This is a genomic window from Bacillus sp. FF-1, assembly GCF_028548245.1.
Lineage (GTDB): Bacteria > Bacillota > Bacilli > Bacillales > Bacillaceae_G > Bacillus_A > Bacillus_A paranthracis.
Map to the genome: position 1 here is coordinate 119,814 of NZ_JAQQGG010000010.1, position 15,653 is coordinate 135,466.

The window sequence follows — 15,653 nt, forward strand, 5'->3', positions numbered from 1 at the left end:
ACTATGTAGGAGGGATAGGGGTGATGAAAAAATGGATATTTTATTAGCGATTTTACCAGCGTTATTTTGGGGGAGTATTGTACTCTTTAACGTTAAATTGGGCGGAGGACCCTATAGTCAAGTACTTGGAACAACTTTTGGTGCACTTCTTTTCTCAATAGGTATTTATATTTTTGTAAAACCAGTGTTAACGCCAATGGTAATTGGAGTAGGAATTGTATCAGGGTTATTTTGGGCATTGGGACAAGCTAATCAATTAAAAAGTATTGATTTAATTGGAGTTTCTAAAACAATGCCTATTTCAACCGGGATGCAATTAGTGTCAGCTACTTTATTTGGAGTAATCGTATTTCATGAATGGTCCACAACAACGTCTGTTATATTAGGTGTTCTGGCACTTATTTGTATCATAATCGGAATCGTTCTTACATCACTCCCAAATTCAGAAGAGAAACAACAAGCACAAGCAGGGAACTTAAAAAGAGGGATTTTAATTTTATTGGTATCTACTTTTGGCTATTTAGTTTATGTAGTCGTAATACGATTATTTAATATAGACGGATGGTCAGCATTATTGCCGCAAGCAATCGGCATGGTGTTAGGTGGAATCCTGCTAACATTTAAGCATCGACCATTCAATAAATATGCCATTCGTAATATTATTCCTGGCTTAATTTGGGCAGCCGGAAATATGTTTTTATTTATATCACAGCCGCGTGTAGGGGTAGCTACAAGCTTCTCCCTTTCCCAAATGGGGATTGTAATCTCAACTTTAGGTGGCATTTTTATTTTAGGTGAAAAGAAAACAAAACGTCAGTTTAATGCGATTATCATTGGAATTATTTTTATTGTCGCAGCTGGAGTTATGTTAGGAATTGCAAAAGGATAAAGAGGAGGAAAAAATTATGTATACAGATTTAAAAGGAAAAGTAGTTGTTATTACAGGTGCTGCAAAAGGTCTTGGAAGAGCAATGGCAGTTCGTTTTGGAGAAGAACAAGCAAAGGTTGTAGTAAATTATCGATCTGATGAATCGGAAGCGAAAGAATTAGTAGACGAGATTAAAAAAGTAGGGGGGGAAGCTATTGCGATAAAAGGAGATGTAACAGTCGAATCGGATGTTATCAATCTCGTGCAGTCAGCAGTGAAAGAATTTGGTACACTAGATGTCATGATTAATAATGCAGGTATCGAAAATCCGGTACCTTCACATGAAATGCCATTACGTGATTGGAATAGAGTAATTAATACGAATTTAACAGGCGCTTTCTTAGGAAGCCGCGAAGCAATTAAATATTTCGTAGAGAACGATATTAAAGGGTCAGTTATTAATATGTCAAGCGTTCACGAGCAAATTCCATGGCCATTATTTGTTCACTATGCAGCAAGTAAAGGTGGTATTAAGCTAATGACAGAAACATTAGCACTAGAGTATGCACCAAAAGGAATTCGTGTAAATAATATTGGACCGGGTGCTATCAATACGCCAATTAATGCTGAGAAATTTGCAGATCCAGAAAAACGTGCGGATGTTGAAAGTATGGTTCCAATGGGATATATCGGAGAACCAAAAGAAATTGCAGCTGTAGCGGTATGGCTTGCTTCTTCGCAAGCGAGTTATGTAACAGGTATTACACTGTTTGCTGATGGCGGCATGACTCTATATCCATCCTTCCAAGCTGGACGCGGATGAGTAATTGTATAACAGGATTTTTTCAGAGATTATAGAATCAGTCTTTAAAGTGATTTTTTACTTTAGGAATATCTTTCAGAGTGACGGATATAATGAATCTCATATAAAAAATCATGCAAAAAATATGGATTAATTTTTATATAAAATTCTTATATTAAAACAAAAGGGCATCCAATTAGAGGGTATCCTTTGTTTTATAGTTTTTATTTTTAACGATGGTAAGATATTGGAAATTGTTGATGCCATTGTTGCCATGTTTGATGAGGATAATGTTGATGCCATTGATTCCAATTCATATAATGTGGCCACATTGTATGATGCCATTGTTGCCATGTTTGATGAGGGTGGTGTTGATGCCATTGTCCCCAAGGTACATAATGGGAAGGGTACATTGAATTATCAGCTCCTTTATAAAGAATCTATATATTTTATGTTTTTTTACTTTTAAGGAGCTTGTTTCTGTATAATATGGGCATCTTGCATTAGAACCCGATGAGCTGGGGATTTAGTTGAAATGGTTACAGAAGATAATTTAAAAGAAATTTATTGGGAAAATAATAATTATGAGCTTGTAACAGCGGAGAATTATTATTTTCTTCTCGATAAGTTAACTAGAGATAAATGGTTTAATCGTGAAGTAAATGAATAGAGAAAACATGAATAAAAACGTTATTTTAATCTCAAAGAGAATTGAAAAAATAGAAGAGAACGGCATCAGTAATGACACCTTGCGCTAGCGTACTTACGTAGATGATTGAACAAAGGAAAAAGCAATTACTAAACATATTCCAAAAGAACAAGGTTGGAAGGTAATAACTATTGTTAAGGAATTCAGAGTTATGATTTGTAAAAGATTACATGGGGGAGGTTAAGTACTTCGACATTAGAAGCTAAAGTGTAAATACCATTAATAATTTATGTTCGTGTCAGTTTTCAGAAGTATTTGTAGTATACATGTGATTTACTGAGGCTTTGATTAAGAAGATGCATAAATCGCTAATAAATACCTAATTTCATTAGAGTATATGTTTATAAAAACGAAAATTAGGCCCTGCCTGTAATAGAGGTGGAACATAAAGCTACAGTTATAGTGTAATGAGAATGAAAATGTTATACGGAAATGAATCTAATAAAAATTCATTTATTTTTTTAAAGGAAAAGCAGTTAGTAAAAGCTAACTGCTTCGTGAATAAGAAGAACACAATGGTTATTCGTATTCGACCTTGGTGTATCTATAGTATTACCATGTATTTAAAAAATTATTCAATACAAAAGCAGTTAGCGAAGGCTAACTGCTTCATTTAAACTTATTAAAACCAAACAACTCAATTATTGATTAATCAACCACGTCCAGCTTGGAAGGATGGATATAGAGTCATGCCGCCATCAGCAAACAGTGTAATACCTGTTACATAACTCGCTTGTGAAGAAGCAAGCCATGCTGCTACCGCTGCAATTTCTTTTGGTTCTCCGATATATCCCATTGGAACCATACTTTCAACATCGGCACGTTTTTCTGGATCTGCAAATTTCTCAGCATTAATTGGCGTATTGATAGCACCTGGTCCAATATTGTTTACACGAATTCCTTTTGGTGCATATTCTAGTGCTAATGTTTCTGTCATTAGCTTAACACCACCTTTACTTGCTGCATAGTGAACAAATAATGGCCATGGAATTTGCTCGTGAACGCTTGACATGTTAATAACTGACCCTTTAATATCGTTCTCTACAAAATATTTAATTGCTTCGCGGCTTCCTAAGAAAGCGCCTGTTAAATTCGTATCAATTACTCTATTCCAATCACTTAATGGCATTTCATGTGAAGGTACCGGATTTTCGATACCTGCATTATTAATCATTACATTCAGCGTACCAAATTCTTTCACAGCAGATTGAATTAGATTAATCATATCTGATTCAACTCTGACATCTCCTTGTACAGCAATGGCCTCTCCACCAGCTTGCTTAACTGCTTGTACTACTTCATTTGCCTCTGATTCGTTTGAATAATAATTAATTACAACTTTCGCTTGTTCTTCTCCAAAACGAATTGCCATCGCTCTTCCAAGACCAGTTGCACCACCTGTAATAACAACTACTTTTCCTTTTAAATCTGTATACATAATTTTTTCCTCCTCTTTATCCTTTTGCAATTCCTAACATAACTCCAGCTGCGACAATAAAGATAATCCCAATGATAATCGCATTAAACTGACGTTTTGTTTTCTTTTCACCTAAAATAAAAATGCCACCTAAAGTTGAGATTACAATCCCCATTTGGGAAAGGGAGAAGCTTGTAGCTACCCCTACACGTGGTTGTGAAATAAATAAAAACATATTTCCGGCTGCCCAAATTAAGCCAGGAATAATATTGCGAATGGCATATTTATTAAATGGTTGATGCTTAAATGTTAGCATCAGTCCACCTAACACCATGCCGATCGCTTGCGGCAATAACGCCGACCATCCGTCTATATCGAATAAGCGGATAATTACTACATACACTAAGTAACCAAGAGTTGAGATGAATAACATCACAATCCCTTTTTTGAAATTTCCTGTTTGTTCTTCGTTTTTCTCCTCGTTGCTTTGAAGAGATGTGAGAACGATTCCAACAATGATACAAATAAGTGCCAGAACACCTAATACAACAGACGTTGTTGTGGACCATTCATGAAATACGATTACTCCAAATAAAGTAGCTGACACTAATTGCATTCCTGTTGAAATAGGCATTGTTTTAGAAACCCCTATTAAATCAACACTTTTCAATTGATTGGCTTGTCCTACTGCCCAAAATAGGCCTGAAATAATCCCGATGATTATAACCATTGGCGTCAAAACGGGCTTCATAAAAATATAAACACCGATAGAAAAAACTAGAGCGCCAAGGGTAGTTCCTAGTATTTGACTGTAGGGCCCACCACCTAGTTTAACGTTGAAGAGTACAATACTTCCCCAAAATAATGCTGGTAAAATCGCTAATAAAATATCCATTTTTTAACCTTCCTAAAACATATTTATTTAGCTGAATTCATATAAGAGACAGCAAGCTTAGTTTGTTTGGTATCTAATTACGTCCCCCTTTTATTAAAAATAAGTACCTATTTAAAAATATGTTTTAAAATTAATTTATATTAAATATATTTTTGTTAACAGGTTACTTTATGTAACCAATAATAACTACACAATAATTTTATGTCAAGAATTAATTTTCGATTTTAAAAGGGTAAATAAAAAAATTCGTAATAAGCAAGTCTAATAAAATGGACTTGCTTATTACGAATTTCAATTTTTGAATGATTTAAATATACTTCCCAGTAAAAAAAATTCTCAATTCAAGATAAATAAAAGAGAAAAGTAATACAGTTATATAAATGCGTAAAAATTCTAAAGGAAGTGAGACTGTGCAATCACATCCAAACGAATGGATTTCGGTTATACCGTTGGAGCAAATGACTAATAAAGAATATGACGTTTTGATTGTTGGCAGTGGAGCAGGAGGCGGGGCGGTTCTATGGAGATTATGTGAACAATGGAAAAATAAAAAAAAACAAATTGGTCTTCTGGAAGCAGGGGATTTGCTTTTACCAACTCATGGGCAAAATCTTCCCACAATGAATATTGATCGGCTTTTAAACAATTATTTTCCTAAAGTCGCAACACCTATTGGGAAGCGGTTGCCTCAATATTCGGAAGCAACACTGGTTTTTGCTCTTGGAGGTAGAACCTTGTTTTGGAGTACGGCATCTCCCCGAATGCCTACTTTTGAAATGGAAAAATGGCCTGTGACAGCAAACGAGATGAAATTCTATTATGTTATCGCAGAAAAAGTAATGAATGTCACTCCGTTTTTCGCCCGAGGATCATCTATGCAAAACATCATGTTAGAGCGTCTTAAGAAAAATGGATTTCCGGAAGCTATAGACTTACCAATGGCTGTTAATCTTAAAGGAACACAACAAGGACAAATTGGTTCCGATGTTTTTTTTAGCTCAATCCATTTTTTAGCCTATGCCTTGAATTGGAGGGCTTTTGATTTAGCAGTCAATTCTCGTGTCGTTCAAGTAGTAATCGATCAAGGAAGAACAGTCGGAGTTCACGTGATTTCTCCTGATAAAAAGTCCTATTTCATTAGAGCAAAAACAGTTGTATTATCAACGGGTGCTCTAGAAACACCTCGAATTTTGCTTTACTCAGGAATTCAAGGACCAGCAATTGGCCATTATTTGACGAATCATTCCCTTCTTAGAGCTATAGGGCAAATAAACCGTAGAAACTTTTCAGAGGAACTAGGAAACTTAGTAATAAATATCCCTCAAACAAAACAATCTCCTTTTCAAATTCAAATGCTCGGATCGGAAAAATACTATGCTTATCAGCCTTTTGAGGAAAAACCATTTCTTGAGGAAGTGAAAATTGCGTTAAATACCTTCGGTAAAGTAGAATCCCGATTTGAAAATAGTGTTTACTTAGACCCTACCGAACGTGATGAATATGGTATACCACAGATTCAAGTCAGTTTTTCCTACAGTGAAAGAGACAATATGATCATCCAACAAATGGCACAAGCTAAGATACAAGCTACCTCAGCAATGAAATTATCCTTGACTTCACAAGAGAATAGGCCTCCAATCTCTCTAATGTCTCCTGGAAATGATTATCATGAGTCAGGTACATGCCGTATGGGTGATGATCCTTTAACTTCTGCAACCAATCAATTTGGTCAAATTCATGGCATTCCGGGTCTTTATGTAGCTGATAATAGTGTACTTCCCTCCATTGGAGCAGCTAATCCTACTCTAACTACAATTGCATTGTCTATTCGTACGGCTGATTACATTATCCGACAACTAGGGTAATATGGGGTGATTTACTTATATAAATTTCAATACATAATGGAACGTACAAAGAAATTTTGTACACAGCATATTAACTGCCACTTTCGGATTTCACTTCAAATACCCTCTTTTGTGGGGGCTATTTTTTTGCGTATCGTGTTTTTTCTAAATGCTGAAGATATCCCAAGTTGCACGAGATAGTTAGGTTATCGGAATTAAATAAACATAAAAAAGCTATCAGGAATTGATAGCTTTTTTATGTTTATCTATAGTGCAAAATAGCGAGTACATATTATTTGAATCAGCAGCTAATTGTAGACTGCAAGGATCTGATTTTGAAATTACCTTATTCTTTAGAGTTTCGTATTTAAAAATATTTAGCAATTTCTTTCGCTTTAAGAATAGCATTTTCCTTAATTTCTAATGCTTTTTCAGGAAACTTGTTATGCCCCTCGATAAAGATACCCTCAAAAGATGAAGTTCCAAAAAACTCCATCATAACTTTTAAATAGCGGTGCCCCATTTCTTTTGATGCTTCTGGTCCGTCAATATAAATATCGCCACTCGCTTGAATGTGCAATGCTTTTTTACCTGTTAATAATCCAACTGATCCTTCTTTTGTATATTTGAATGTTTTTCCAGATACAGCTACAGCATCTAGATATGTTTTTAAAATGGCAGGGATGGAGAAATTCCACATAGGAGTAACAAATACATATTTATCAGCTAAGACAAACTGCCCACCTAATTCAGCTAGACGTCCGACTTTTGAAATTTCAATAGGTTTTAATTCGTTCAATGGGGTCCCGGATCTAAGTTTATTCCATCCGTTAAAGACATCAGCATCCAGATATGGAATATCAGCCTTATATAAATCAAGATGAACGATTTCATCATTAGGGTTTAGTTTTTTATAAGATTTAATAAATTCTTTTCCAACCGCCATACTGTATGATTGAGTATCATCAAATGGATGGGCTGTAATATAAAGAAGATTTGCCATATATTTATTCCAGCCTTTCTAAAATGAGGTCAGTTATTACTTGAATATTAAACAGTGTAAATTTTATAAGATAAATTGTCCATTTATTGAACTTATTAAGTATAATTTTTAGTGAATTATAATTTGTCTTTGTTTGAGAGTTATTTCGCTTGTGAATATGAAAGGAGATCTACATTTATTCTTTCATCCAGCTTTCTGCCCATTGACTAATTGGTCCCAGAATTTCCCCTAATGCTGCGCCTTTTTTGGTAAGTGAATATTCTATTCTTACAGGGCGTTCTGCGAGTACATGTCTTACCACTATATCGTTATCCTCAAGTTCTTTCATTCTTTCTGTGAGCATACGTTTACTTAAATCTGGAATTATTGTATGAATCTCGCTAAAACGTTTAGGACCACTCATTAGTACATAAATAATTAATCCCGTCCATCTTTTTCCTATTAATTCAAAGCTTCTTTCTATTTTAGGTTCTATGTCTCGTTGATTATTCATTTCTCACACCTCCGTGCCAATAAATTGTAATTGTGTGTTTCTATATATGTATTGTAACCATATAAATTATATCAAACAAATAGGATAATTCCGTTATTTATGTAGGGAATTATAAATAATTAGCGGGGGAAAGCAATCTGCGTGTTTCTATTTTAATAATATTTTTTTATAATGTGAAGGTTTCTCCGTATTATATCTAATTAATATACAAAATTTACAATTATTAAGAAAAGTAGTTAGAGATGGAGATTTTTCAGTGGCCTCGAATTTTTCTGCGAGGTTTTTTGAACGTTATCTTATAGATGTGTTATATAATTTGTAGTTAATTAGGATAAAAATAATCCTATAACTGTATGTAAGAATATATAATTTTACACTCTTTTCTATGATAGAAAAGGATACTACGTTAGTAAATATAAAGAGTTAGAAATTATAGTTTATAGGGCACTTTTTTGTTCCTATGGAACTTTAAAGTGCGTAATTTTCTTTATCGTTAATATATATCATAATGGTATTTATTAGTTGGTTTTAGCTTTACTCTGCTGTTGATGTGATTTTTTAATTCCGTACAGAGTGCAATAGCTACATAATTTTCGTTTATACTCTTTTGAAAAAAGGGTGGATCAGCTTATTTTCTGTTAAAGATAAGAGAAATGAACCACAATATAAACGTAATTATTTATTCCAACGTAAGTCAATCATGTAGCACATGAATTTGGAGGGATCTATATGCATATGCAATTAAAAGGGAAAACAGCACTGGTTACTGGATCTACGGCAGGCATTGGAAAAGCAATTGCCACTTCATTGGTAGCGGAAGGAGCTACTGTACTTATTAATGGACGCCGTGAAGAAAATGTTAATCAAACGATAAAAGAAATTCGAATGCAGTATCCAGATGCTATCCTTCAACCCGTAGTAGCTGATTTAGGAACAGAACAAGGGTGCCAAAATGTGATTGAAAAGTACCCTGAAGTAGACATTCTTATTAACAACTTAGGCATTTTTGAACCTGTAGAATATTTTGATATCCCTGATGAAGATTGGTTTAAATTGTTTGAAGTCAATATTATGAGTGGTGTTCGACTTACTCGCTCGTACTTGAAAAAAATGATTGAAAGAAAAGAAGGAAGAGTTATCTTTATTGCTAGCGAAGCAGCTATTATGCCATCTCAAGAAATGGCTCATTATAGTGCGACTAAAACGATGCAACTCTCACTTTCTCGTAGTTTAGCTGAGCTGACGACAGGAACGAATGTGACTGTTAATACTATCATGCCTGGTTCGACTTTAACGGAAGGAGTGGAGACTATGTTAAATAGTCTTTATCCTAATGAGCAATTGACAATAGAAGAAGCTGAGAAGCGATTTATGAAAGAAAATCGACCAACCTCTATTATTCAAAGACTTATTCGACCAGAAGAAATTGCCAATCTTGTCACTTTCTTAAGCAGCCCACTATCTTCAGCGATTAATGGTTCCGCGTTGCGAATAGACGGGGGATTAGTACGTAGTGTATTTTAATAAATTTAAAACAATATAATATGCTGTTGAAGGTAAAGATGGTAAGGCAAATGAGTTGTATTTTACTTATTAACAGAAATATATATATAGCAAATTGTGATATGAAAACAGCCGGATTTTCTACTATAAGAAAAATTCGGCTGTTATTTTTTTATTTGTTGTAAAGGATGGGAAGCTTTTAAGGTTGTGGCACGCCTCTTAAGACAAAGATAAGGCGAAGTGATCCTGCTGTTATTTGTATTATTTAGTGAAAGTTACCAAACGTTTTTCAACACTATTTTCCCTATTGCTTTATTTGATTCCAAATATTCATGTGCTTGTGCAATTTCATCAAACGTAAAAGTTTTCGAATCTAGCAATGGGCGAAGTTTTCCTTCTTCTACTATTTGCGTTAGTTTATTTAAAATTTCCCCACAAGCGTCACGTTTATCTGTATGTAATATTTTTAACGCCATAAAAGTAACGTGCAGAGAGAGTCCTTTTGCGTGTAAAGGAGAGAGGTCATGGGTTGAACGAGCTGCAATTGTTACGACAGTTCCGTTGATTGCAGCAGCTTCGAAAGAGTTATCGAGATTTTTGCCACCTACTGTATCAAATATAACTTCAAATCCGTTGCCATTCGTATGTTTTTGCACATATTCTTGAACAGATTCTTCTTTATAGTTAATAGCTACGTCAGCTCCGAGACGATGGGCTATTTCTATTTTGCTTTGCTGAGAAGCGGTTGTAAAAACTTTAGCACCAGCCCATTTAGCTAGTTGAATGGCTACGTGTCCTACGCCACCAGTAGCTCCATGAATGAGAACATTTTGACCAGGTTTAATATTTGCACGATCAAATAAAGATTCCCAAGCTGTAATTGCCACTAATGGTAGAGCAGCTGCTTCTTCCATTGTTATATTGTTAGGTTTGTGAGCAATTAATCGCGTATCAGCAAGCATAAACTCTGCAAGTGCACCACCAGTTTCTTTAAAACCTCCGGCACATCCGTATACTTCATCGCCAGCTTTGAATTTCGAAACACCTTCTCCTACTTCAATAACAATACCAGCTACATCGCCATGTAATATAGCTGGAAACTCAGGAGCGACTGCTGAAACGGCACCACTACGCATTTTCGTATCGATTGGATTTACACTTGTTGCTTTTACATCGATTAGAACATGACCTGGTAAAAGTTTTGGTTTTGAAACTTCTTCTAATTGAAATACAGATGAATCCCCAAAAGAATGGATAATTTGTGCTTTCATAGTTTATACCTCCTGTTTATGGTTATAGCATAGCAAAGTACGAAAAATAAGTATAATATTTTGAATTTGGTTAGTGAGCATTTTATATAAAGAAGAGGCAAGTACGTGAAATCATGTAACGTACTTGCAAAAGCAACAGTAAAGTTTTTTGAAGAAAGGATAGATGTTATTTTTGCAGCACGATTTATTCATTATGTTTATTACTACTTACTTAGTATAGGTACTTTTAAGTGCCTACATCACTTTAAAGTACGTACTGTTATTCATGTTATGGCCGATTTATAATAACACTCGTAGCACAAAGAAAGTTATGACGATGACAATCGGCAACAATGTGGTGCTACAGTATTGCTTATGAATTTTGAGAAGAAATATGAAAAGTATAGATTTATATAAATAAAGGAAAGTGAGTGAAACAAATGGAAAAGTTTGCGAATCATTTTGGATATAATCGTATGTTTGCGAAAGATCAGCTTACATTAGGAGTTCACATTCCGATTGAAAATTATCAGTTTCATGCTCCAACGATGGAAAAACAAGTAGAGTTAGTACAAAAAGCAGAACAATATGGTTTTACAGGTGTATGGCTTCGCGATGTTTTACTGCAAGACCCTGACTTTGGTGATCCTGCAACAGGTCAAATTTACGATATGATGATTTATTTAACGTATTTAGCAAGTAAAACAGAGAAAATCGCATTTGGAACGTCGGCAACCGTATTGTCACTTCGTCATCCATTGCGTGTAGCAAAAGAAATTGCTACATTAGATCAACTATTTCCAGAAAGAATTATGCTTGGCGTTTCATCCGGTGACAGACGTGCCGATTTCAAAGCGCTAGGTGTTAGTCATGAAACACGAGGTGAAAAGTTTAGAGAAGCGTTTGCTTACTTGGAAGAGATTTTGTATAAAAACTTCCCGTCTATCCAGTCGACACTAGGAGAAGTGAATGGAGCGAATTTGGTTCCAAAACCGTCTAAACGTGTTCCAACCTTTATTACAGGTTTTAGTCAGCAAAATATGGATTGGTTCGCTGAACATGGTGATGGATGGATGTACTACCCACGTAGTCCAGTGCATCAGGCAGCAGCAATTGGACAATGGAGAGAACTAGTAGAGGATTATCATCCAGATGTATTTAAACCATTTATCCAACCGATGCATTTAGACTTATCTGAAGATCCAAATGAACGTCCTACACCGATACGTTTAGGTTACCGTACAGGGCGTAAGGCACTAATTGAATTACTTGATATATATAAAAGTATTGGTGTGAATCATTTATTCCTTGCTCTATTTGATGGTCAACGTCCAGCTGACGAAGTATTGGATGAGCTAGGAGAAGAAGTACTACCTCATTTCCCAGCATTGTAAAGGAGTGAAAAGAATGAAAGCGATAGGACTTATGCAATATGGAGATAAAAGCGTACTACAAGAGATTGAAATGCAGACACCGCTATTGGGAGACAAAGATGTACTGATTGAAGTATATGCAGCTGGTGTAAATCCCGTGGATTGGAAAATACGTGAAGGTTTACTTCAAGACGTAATTTCTTATGACTTCCCGCTTGTTTTAGGATGGGATGTTGCAGGTGTAGTTGCTGCTATAGGGCCAAACGTAACAGCATGTAAAGTGGGGGATGAAGTATATAGTCGTCCGGATATTGAACGAAACGGTGCTTATGCAGAGTACGTGGCTGTAGATGAGAAATATGTGGCGAAAAAACCGAGGAATTTATCTTTTGAAGAGGCGGCATCAATCCCTCTTGTAGGTTTGACAAGTTGGCAAAGCTTAGTGAAGTTCGCAAATGTTCAAAAAGGTAATAAGGTTTTAATTCATGCTGGATCTGGTGGAATTGGTACGTTTGCTATTCAGCTAGCGAAAAGTTTCGGTGCACATGTTGCAACTACGACTAGTACGAAAAACATGCAGTTTGTAAAGGATCTAGGCGCTGATACTGTCGTCGATTACAAAACAGAAGACTTTTCTTCGCTTTTGCATAATTACAATATTGTTTTTGATGTGTTAGGCGGAGATGTACTAAAGGATAGTTATAAAGTGCTTGCACCAAATGGAAAGTTAGCGTCTATTTATGGTCCGAAAGGTATGGAAATTCCGCAAACCGAGATATCAAGAGAGAAAAATATTGAGAGTGACCATATATTTACTGAACCTAACGGATATGAACTTTCTTTTATTACAGAATTAATTGAGGGCGGGAAGATTAAACCCGTTGTCACGCATGTGTTGCCTTTACATGTAGAAGGTGTAAAAAAAGCACACCACATAAGTGAGTCAGAGCGTGCTCGTGGCAAAATAGTATTGAAGAAACATTGGTAAAGTATGAGGTTTTAGAGACAGTATTGTGCTAAGTAGCAAATGAGTTTATATATTCTATTCTAGCAATTGTTTTAAAAGGGAGAGAACAAATGGATTCAATGACCTTTGTTTTATTTGGAGCGACAGGGGATTTAGCGAAACGCAAAATTTACCCTGCTTTATACAAATTATTTAGTAATGGGAATATACCGCAATCTATTTCTATTATCGGTATTGGTAGAAGGGTAATGTCAGATGTGGAATTTCAAACAAAGGTAGAACAATCCCTTGCTACATTTTCTAGAAGATCTACTGATGACGAATTAGGAGTAGAAGAATTTATTAGCACATTTCGTTATTGTCAATTAAATACAGCGAATATAGAGGACTATCAAGATTTGTTGAGTCTTGTAAAGAGACGTGAAACAGAATTGAACATTCCTGAAGACCGCATGTTTTACCTATCTGTTATACCAGAAGTATTTGATGTCATTGCTTTAAATATTAAGGAAAGTGGATTGTGGGCTACAAAAGGATTGAACCGTCTTATTATAGAGAAGCCTTTTGGTCATCATGTAACGTCTGCTCACGAGTTTAACGAAAAATTAATTGAATATTTTGATGAAACTGATATTTTTTATATCGATCATTATCTTTGAAAATGAGTGGTAACTAAGGATAAACTTAGAAAAGTATTACGAAATAAGTAGTATGTAATTTAAGACATTTTTATTGACGATAATAATATATGTGGTTAATATACTAGACATAAGATTATTTAATTACTAAAAGTAATTAAATATATGTTATTTCGTAAAGTATTATAAATAAGTAAGTCGTGGTAGAAACGCTTTGAATTGCCACTATTAATATTGGGGACAATTAGAAAGCGAAAGGTATAAAAAGAATTGGAATTTGATAACTCTTTGTTTTTTATAAAAACATGAGCTTCTGTACAATTCATTTTTAATATATTGACCAGGATTATACAACAAGAGGGGGACTGAAATTGGAATCAATGACCTTTGTTTTATTTGGAGCGACAGGGGACCTAGCGAAACGCAAAATTTACCCCGCACTATATAACTTATATAGAGATCAAAAGCTTCCAAAGCAAATATCCGTTATCGGGCTTGGGAGACGTGAAGTATCTCATGTAGATTTTCAAAAAAGAATAAAAGAATCAATAGAGACGTTTTCTCGTCATAGAGAAGAAGGTACTCCAGAACTCGAAGGTTTTTTAGATAATTTTCGTTATTGTCCATTAGATGTGAGTAAGCCGGAAGACTATGAGAGATTATTACAAGTCGTTCGTGAAAGGGAAGAAGAACTACATATAAAAGGGAATAGAATGTTCTATCTTTCCGTTGCTCCTGAATTTTTTGAGACAATCGCTTTAAATATTAAGGAAAGCGGACTTGATAAAACGGATGGATGGAAACGCCTAATGATTGAGAAACCGTTCGGGCACGACCTTACATCTGCTCGTGAGCTGAATGATAAGCTTAGTCGCACGTTTGAAGAAGACGAGATATACCGTATTGATCATTATTTAGGTAAGCCGATGATTCAAAACCTTGAAGCACTAGAGTTTGCAAATCCTGTTTTACAATCGATTTGGAATAAAGAACATATAGCAAATGTACAAATTACAGCGAGTGAAACAGTTGGGGTTGAAGAAAGGGCAGGATATTATGATCAGGCAGGAGCCATTCGAGATATGGTTCAAAATCATATGTTACAAATATTAATGATGACTGCTATGAATTTGCCGGAAAAGGTTAATGCATGTGAAATTCGAGAGGAAAAGCGAAAGGTAATGGAGGCGCTTCGTAAAGTGAAAAAAGAAGACGTTCAAAACCATATCATTCGCGGACAATATGGTGCAGGTGAGATAAATGGTGGGCAAGTTGTAGCATATAAAGAGGAGCCAGGAGTAAATCCTTCTTCTAATATAGACACATTTGTCGCTGCTCGCTTGTGGATCGATAATCCATTTTGGACTGGCGTTCCCTTTTATATACGAACAGGCAAACGAATGAAAGAAAAGTCTACTCGTATTGTAATCGAATTTAAAAATACGTTAAAACAGCAATATCAAGATAGTAATCCAAATGCAGCACCTAACTTGTTAATAATTGAAATTAGCCCAGGTGAGAACGTTTCATTACAGTTAAATAGTAAAAATCCATTGAAAAATGGAGAAATTGAACCGATCCGTATTAACTTTACTTGTGAGCAAGCGGATGTGGGAGTACCTGAAGCGTATGAAAGACTCATTCACGATGCTGTGAGTGGAGACGCTACATTCTTTGCACATTGGAGAGAAGTTGAATTGTCATGGGAATGGGTACAACCAATTCTTGAAGCATTCGAGGAAAACTTATTACCACTTCATGAATATGAGTCTGGTTCATATGGTCCAGAGGCATCTAATGAATTATTGCAAGAAAGTGGATTTAAATGGTGGTTAGATCAAGAAACGAAAAAATAAGTACTTTCTTTCATGAAAGCATGTAGGGGGACGAT

Annotated in this window: 16 protein-coding genes; 11 read left to right on the plus strand and 5 right to left on the minus strand. The window is 35.3% G+C overall.

The features are described from left to right. The first annotated feature begins 31 nt into the window (after positions 1–31). The 4 genes from PQF83_RS25070 (at position 32) to PQF83_RS25085 (ending at position 2,340) form a co-directional block, all read left to right on the plus strand. A complete protein-coding gene (locus tag PQF83_RS25070; RefSeq protein ID WP_000353541.1) occupies positions 32–889 on the plus strand; it encodes a RhaT/GlcU family sugar-proton symporter in 858 nt (285 codons plus the stop codon). 16 nt (positions 890–905) lie between these two features. Then, on the plus strand, positions 906–1,691 hold the full coding sequence (gene gdh / locus PQF83_RS25075) for a glucose 1-dehydrogenase (RefSeq protein ID WP_000287793.1): 786 nt from the start codon (positions 906–908) through the stop codon (positions 1,689–1,691). A 226-nt stretch (positions 1,692–1,917) separates the two neighbouring features. Further along, a complete protein-coding gene (locus PQF83_RS25080; protein WP_000407000.1) occupies positions 1,918–2,139 on the plus strand; it encodes a hypothetical protein in 222 nt (73 codons plus the stop codon). A 66-nt stretch (positions 2,140–2,205) separates the two neighbouring features. Continuing rightward, on the plus strand, positions 2,206–2,340 hold the full coding sequence (locus PQF83_RS25085) for a hypothetical protein (protein ID WP_002163576.1): 135 nt from the start codon (positions 2,206–2,208) through the stop codon (positions 2,338–2,340). Positions 2,341–3,031: 691 nt separating this feature from the next. Here the strand turns inward: PQF83_RS25085 and gdh (PQF83_RS25090) are convergent. Further along, positions 3,032–3,817: a glucose 1-dehydrogenase gene (gdh, locus tag PQF83_RS25090; RefSeq protein WP_000287802.1), complete on the minus strand. Its 786-nt coding sequence runs from the start codon at positions 3,815–3,817 to the stop codon at positions 3,032–3,034. Between the two features lie 16 nt (positions 3,818–3,833). Continuing rightward, the gene (locus PQF83_RS25095) at positions 3,834–4,691 is read right to left on the minus strand and encodes a GRP family sugar transporter (RefSeq protein WP_000353538.1); all 858 of its coding nucleotides are present in this window, start codon (positions 4,689–4,691) and stop codon (positions 3,834–3,836) included. A 410-nt stretch (positions 4,692–5,101) separates the two neighbouring features. Here PQF83_RS25095 and PQF83_RS25100 point away from each other — a divergent pair, with 410 nt between their 5' ends. Continuing rightward, complete coding sequence (locus PQF83_RS25100; protein ID WP_001190592.1) at positions 5,102–6,556, plus strand: GMC oxidoreductase; 1,455 nt, start codon at positions 5,102–5,104, stop codon at positions 6,554–6,556. Between the two features lie 346 nt (positions 6,557–6,902). Here the strand turns inward: PQF83_RS25100 and PQF83_RS25105 are convergent, their stop codons facing one another. Further along, positions 6,903–7,538, minus strand: a complete 636-nt coding sequence (locus PQF83_RS25105; protein ID WP_000002013.1) for an FMN-dependent NADH-azoreductase — start codon at positions 7,536–7,538, stop codon at positions 6,903–6,905. Positions 7,539–7,713: 175 nt separating this feature from the next. Next, a complete protein-coding gene (locus PQF83_RS25110; protein WP_001064754.1) occupies positions 7,714–8,031 on the minus strand; it encodes a winged helix-turn-helix transcriptional regulator in 318 nt (105 codons plus the stop codon). A gap of 729 nt (positions 8,032–8,760) precedes the next feature. Here PQF83_RS25110 and PQF83_RS25115 point away from each other — a divergent pair. Continuing rightward, a complete protein-coding gene (locus PQF83_RS25115) occupies positions 8,761–9,555 on the plus strand; it encodes an SDR family NAD(P)-dependent oxidoreductase (protein ID WP_000551090.1) in 795 nt (264 codons plus the stop codon). Between the two features lie 254 nt (positions 9,556–9,809). Here the strand turns inward: PQF83_RS25115 and PQF83_RS25120 are convergent, their stop codons facing one another. Beyond that, positions 9,810–10,805, minus strand: coding sequence for a zinc-dependent alcohol dehydrogenase family protein (locus tag PQF83_RS25120; RefSeq protein WP_000647245.1), 996 nt, complete (start codon positions 10,803–10,805; stop codon positions 9,810–9,812). A 105-nt stretch (positions 10,806–10,910) separates the two neighbouring features. Here PQF83_RS25120 and PQF83_RS25125 point away from each other — a divergent pair, with 105 nt between their 5' ends. From PQF83_RS25125 to zwf, 5 genes are all read left to right on the plus strand, one after another. Beyond that, positions 10,911–11,090, plus strand: a complete 180-nt coding sequence (locus tag PQF83_RS25125) for a hypothetical protein (RefSeq protein WP_000833784.1) — start codon at positions 10,911–10,913, stop codon at positions 11,088–11,090. Positions 11,091–11,224: 134 nt separating this feature from the next. Continuing rightward, positions 11,225–12,178 (plus strand): LLM class oxidoreductase, encoded by a 954-nt coding sequence (locus PQF83_RS25130; protein ID WP_000410338.1) that lies wholly within the window; start codon positions 11,225–11,227, stop codon positions 12,176–12,178. A gap of 13 nt (positions 12,179–12,191) precedes the next feature. Then, positions 12,192–13,145, plus strand: coding sequence for an NADP-dependent oxidoreductase (locus PQF83_RS25135; RefSeq protein ID WP_000643795.1), 954 nt, complete (start codon positions 12,192–12,194; stop codon positions 13,143–13,145). Between the two features lie 89 nt (positions 13,146–13,234). Next, positions 13,235–13,783, plus strand: coding sequence for a glucose-6-phosphate 1-dehydrogenase (locus tag PQF83_RS25140; RefSeq protein WP_000377935.1), 549 nt, complete (start codon positions 13,235–13,237; stop codon positions 13,781–13,783). Positions 13,784–14,133: 350 nt separating this feature from the next. Further along, positions 14,134–15,618 carry a glucose-6-phosphate dehydrogenase gene (zwf, locus tag PQF83_RS25145; RefSeq protein ID WP_000445343.1) on the plus strand — a complete coding sequence of 495 codons (1,485 nt, stop codon included), beginning with the start codon at positions 14,134–14,136 and terminating at the stop codon, positions 15,616–15,618. Positions 15,619–15,653: the final 35 nt, after the last annotated feature.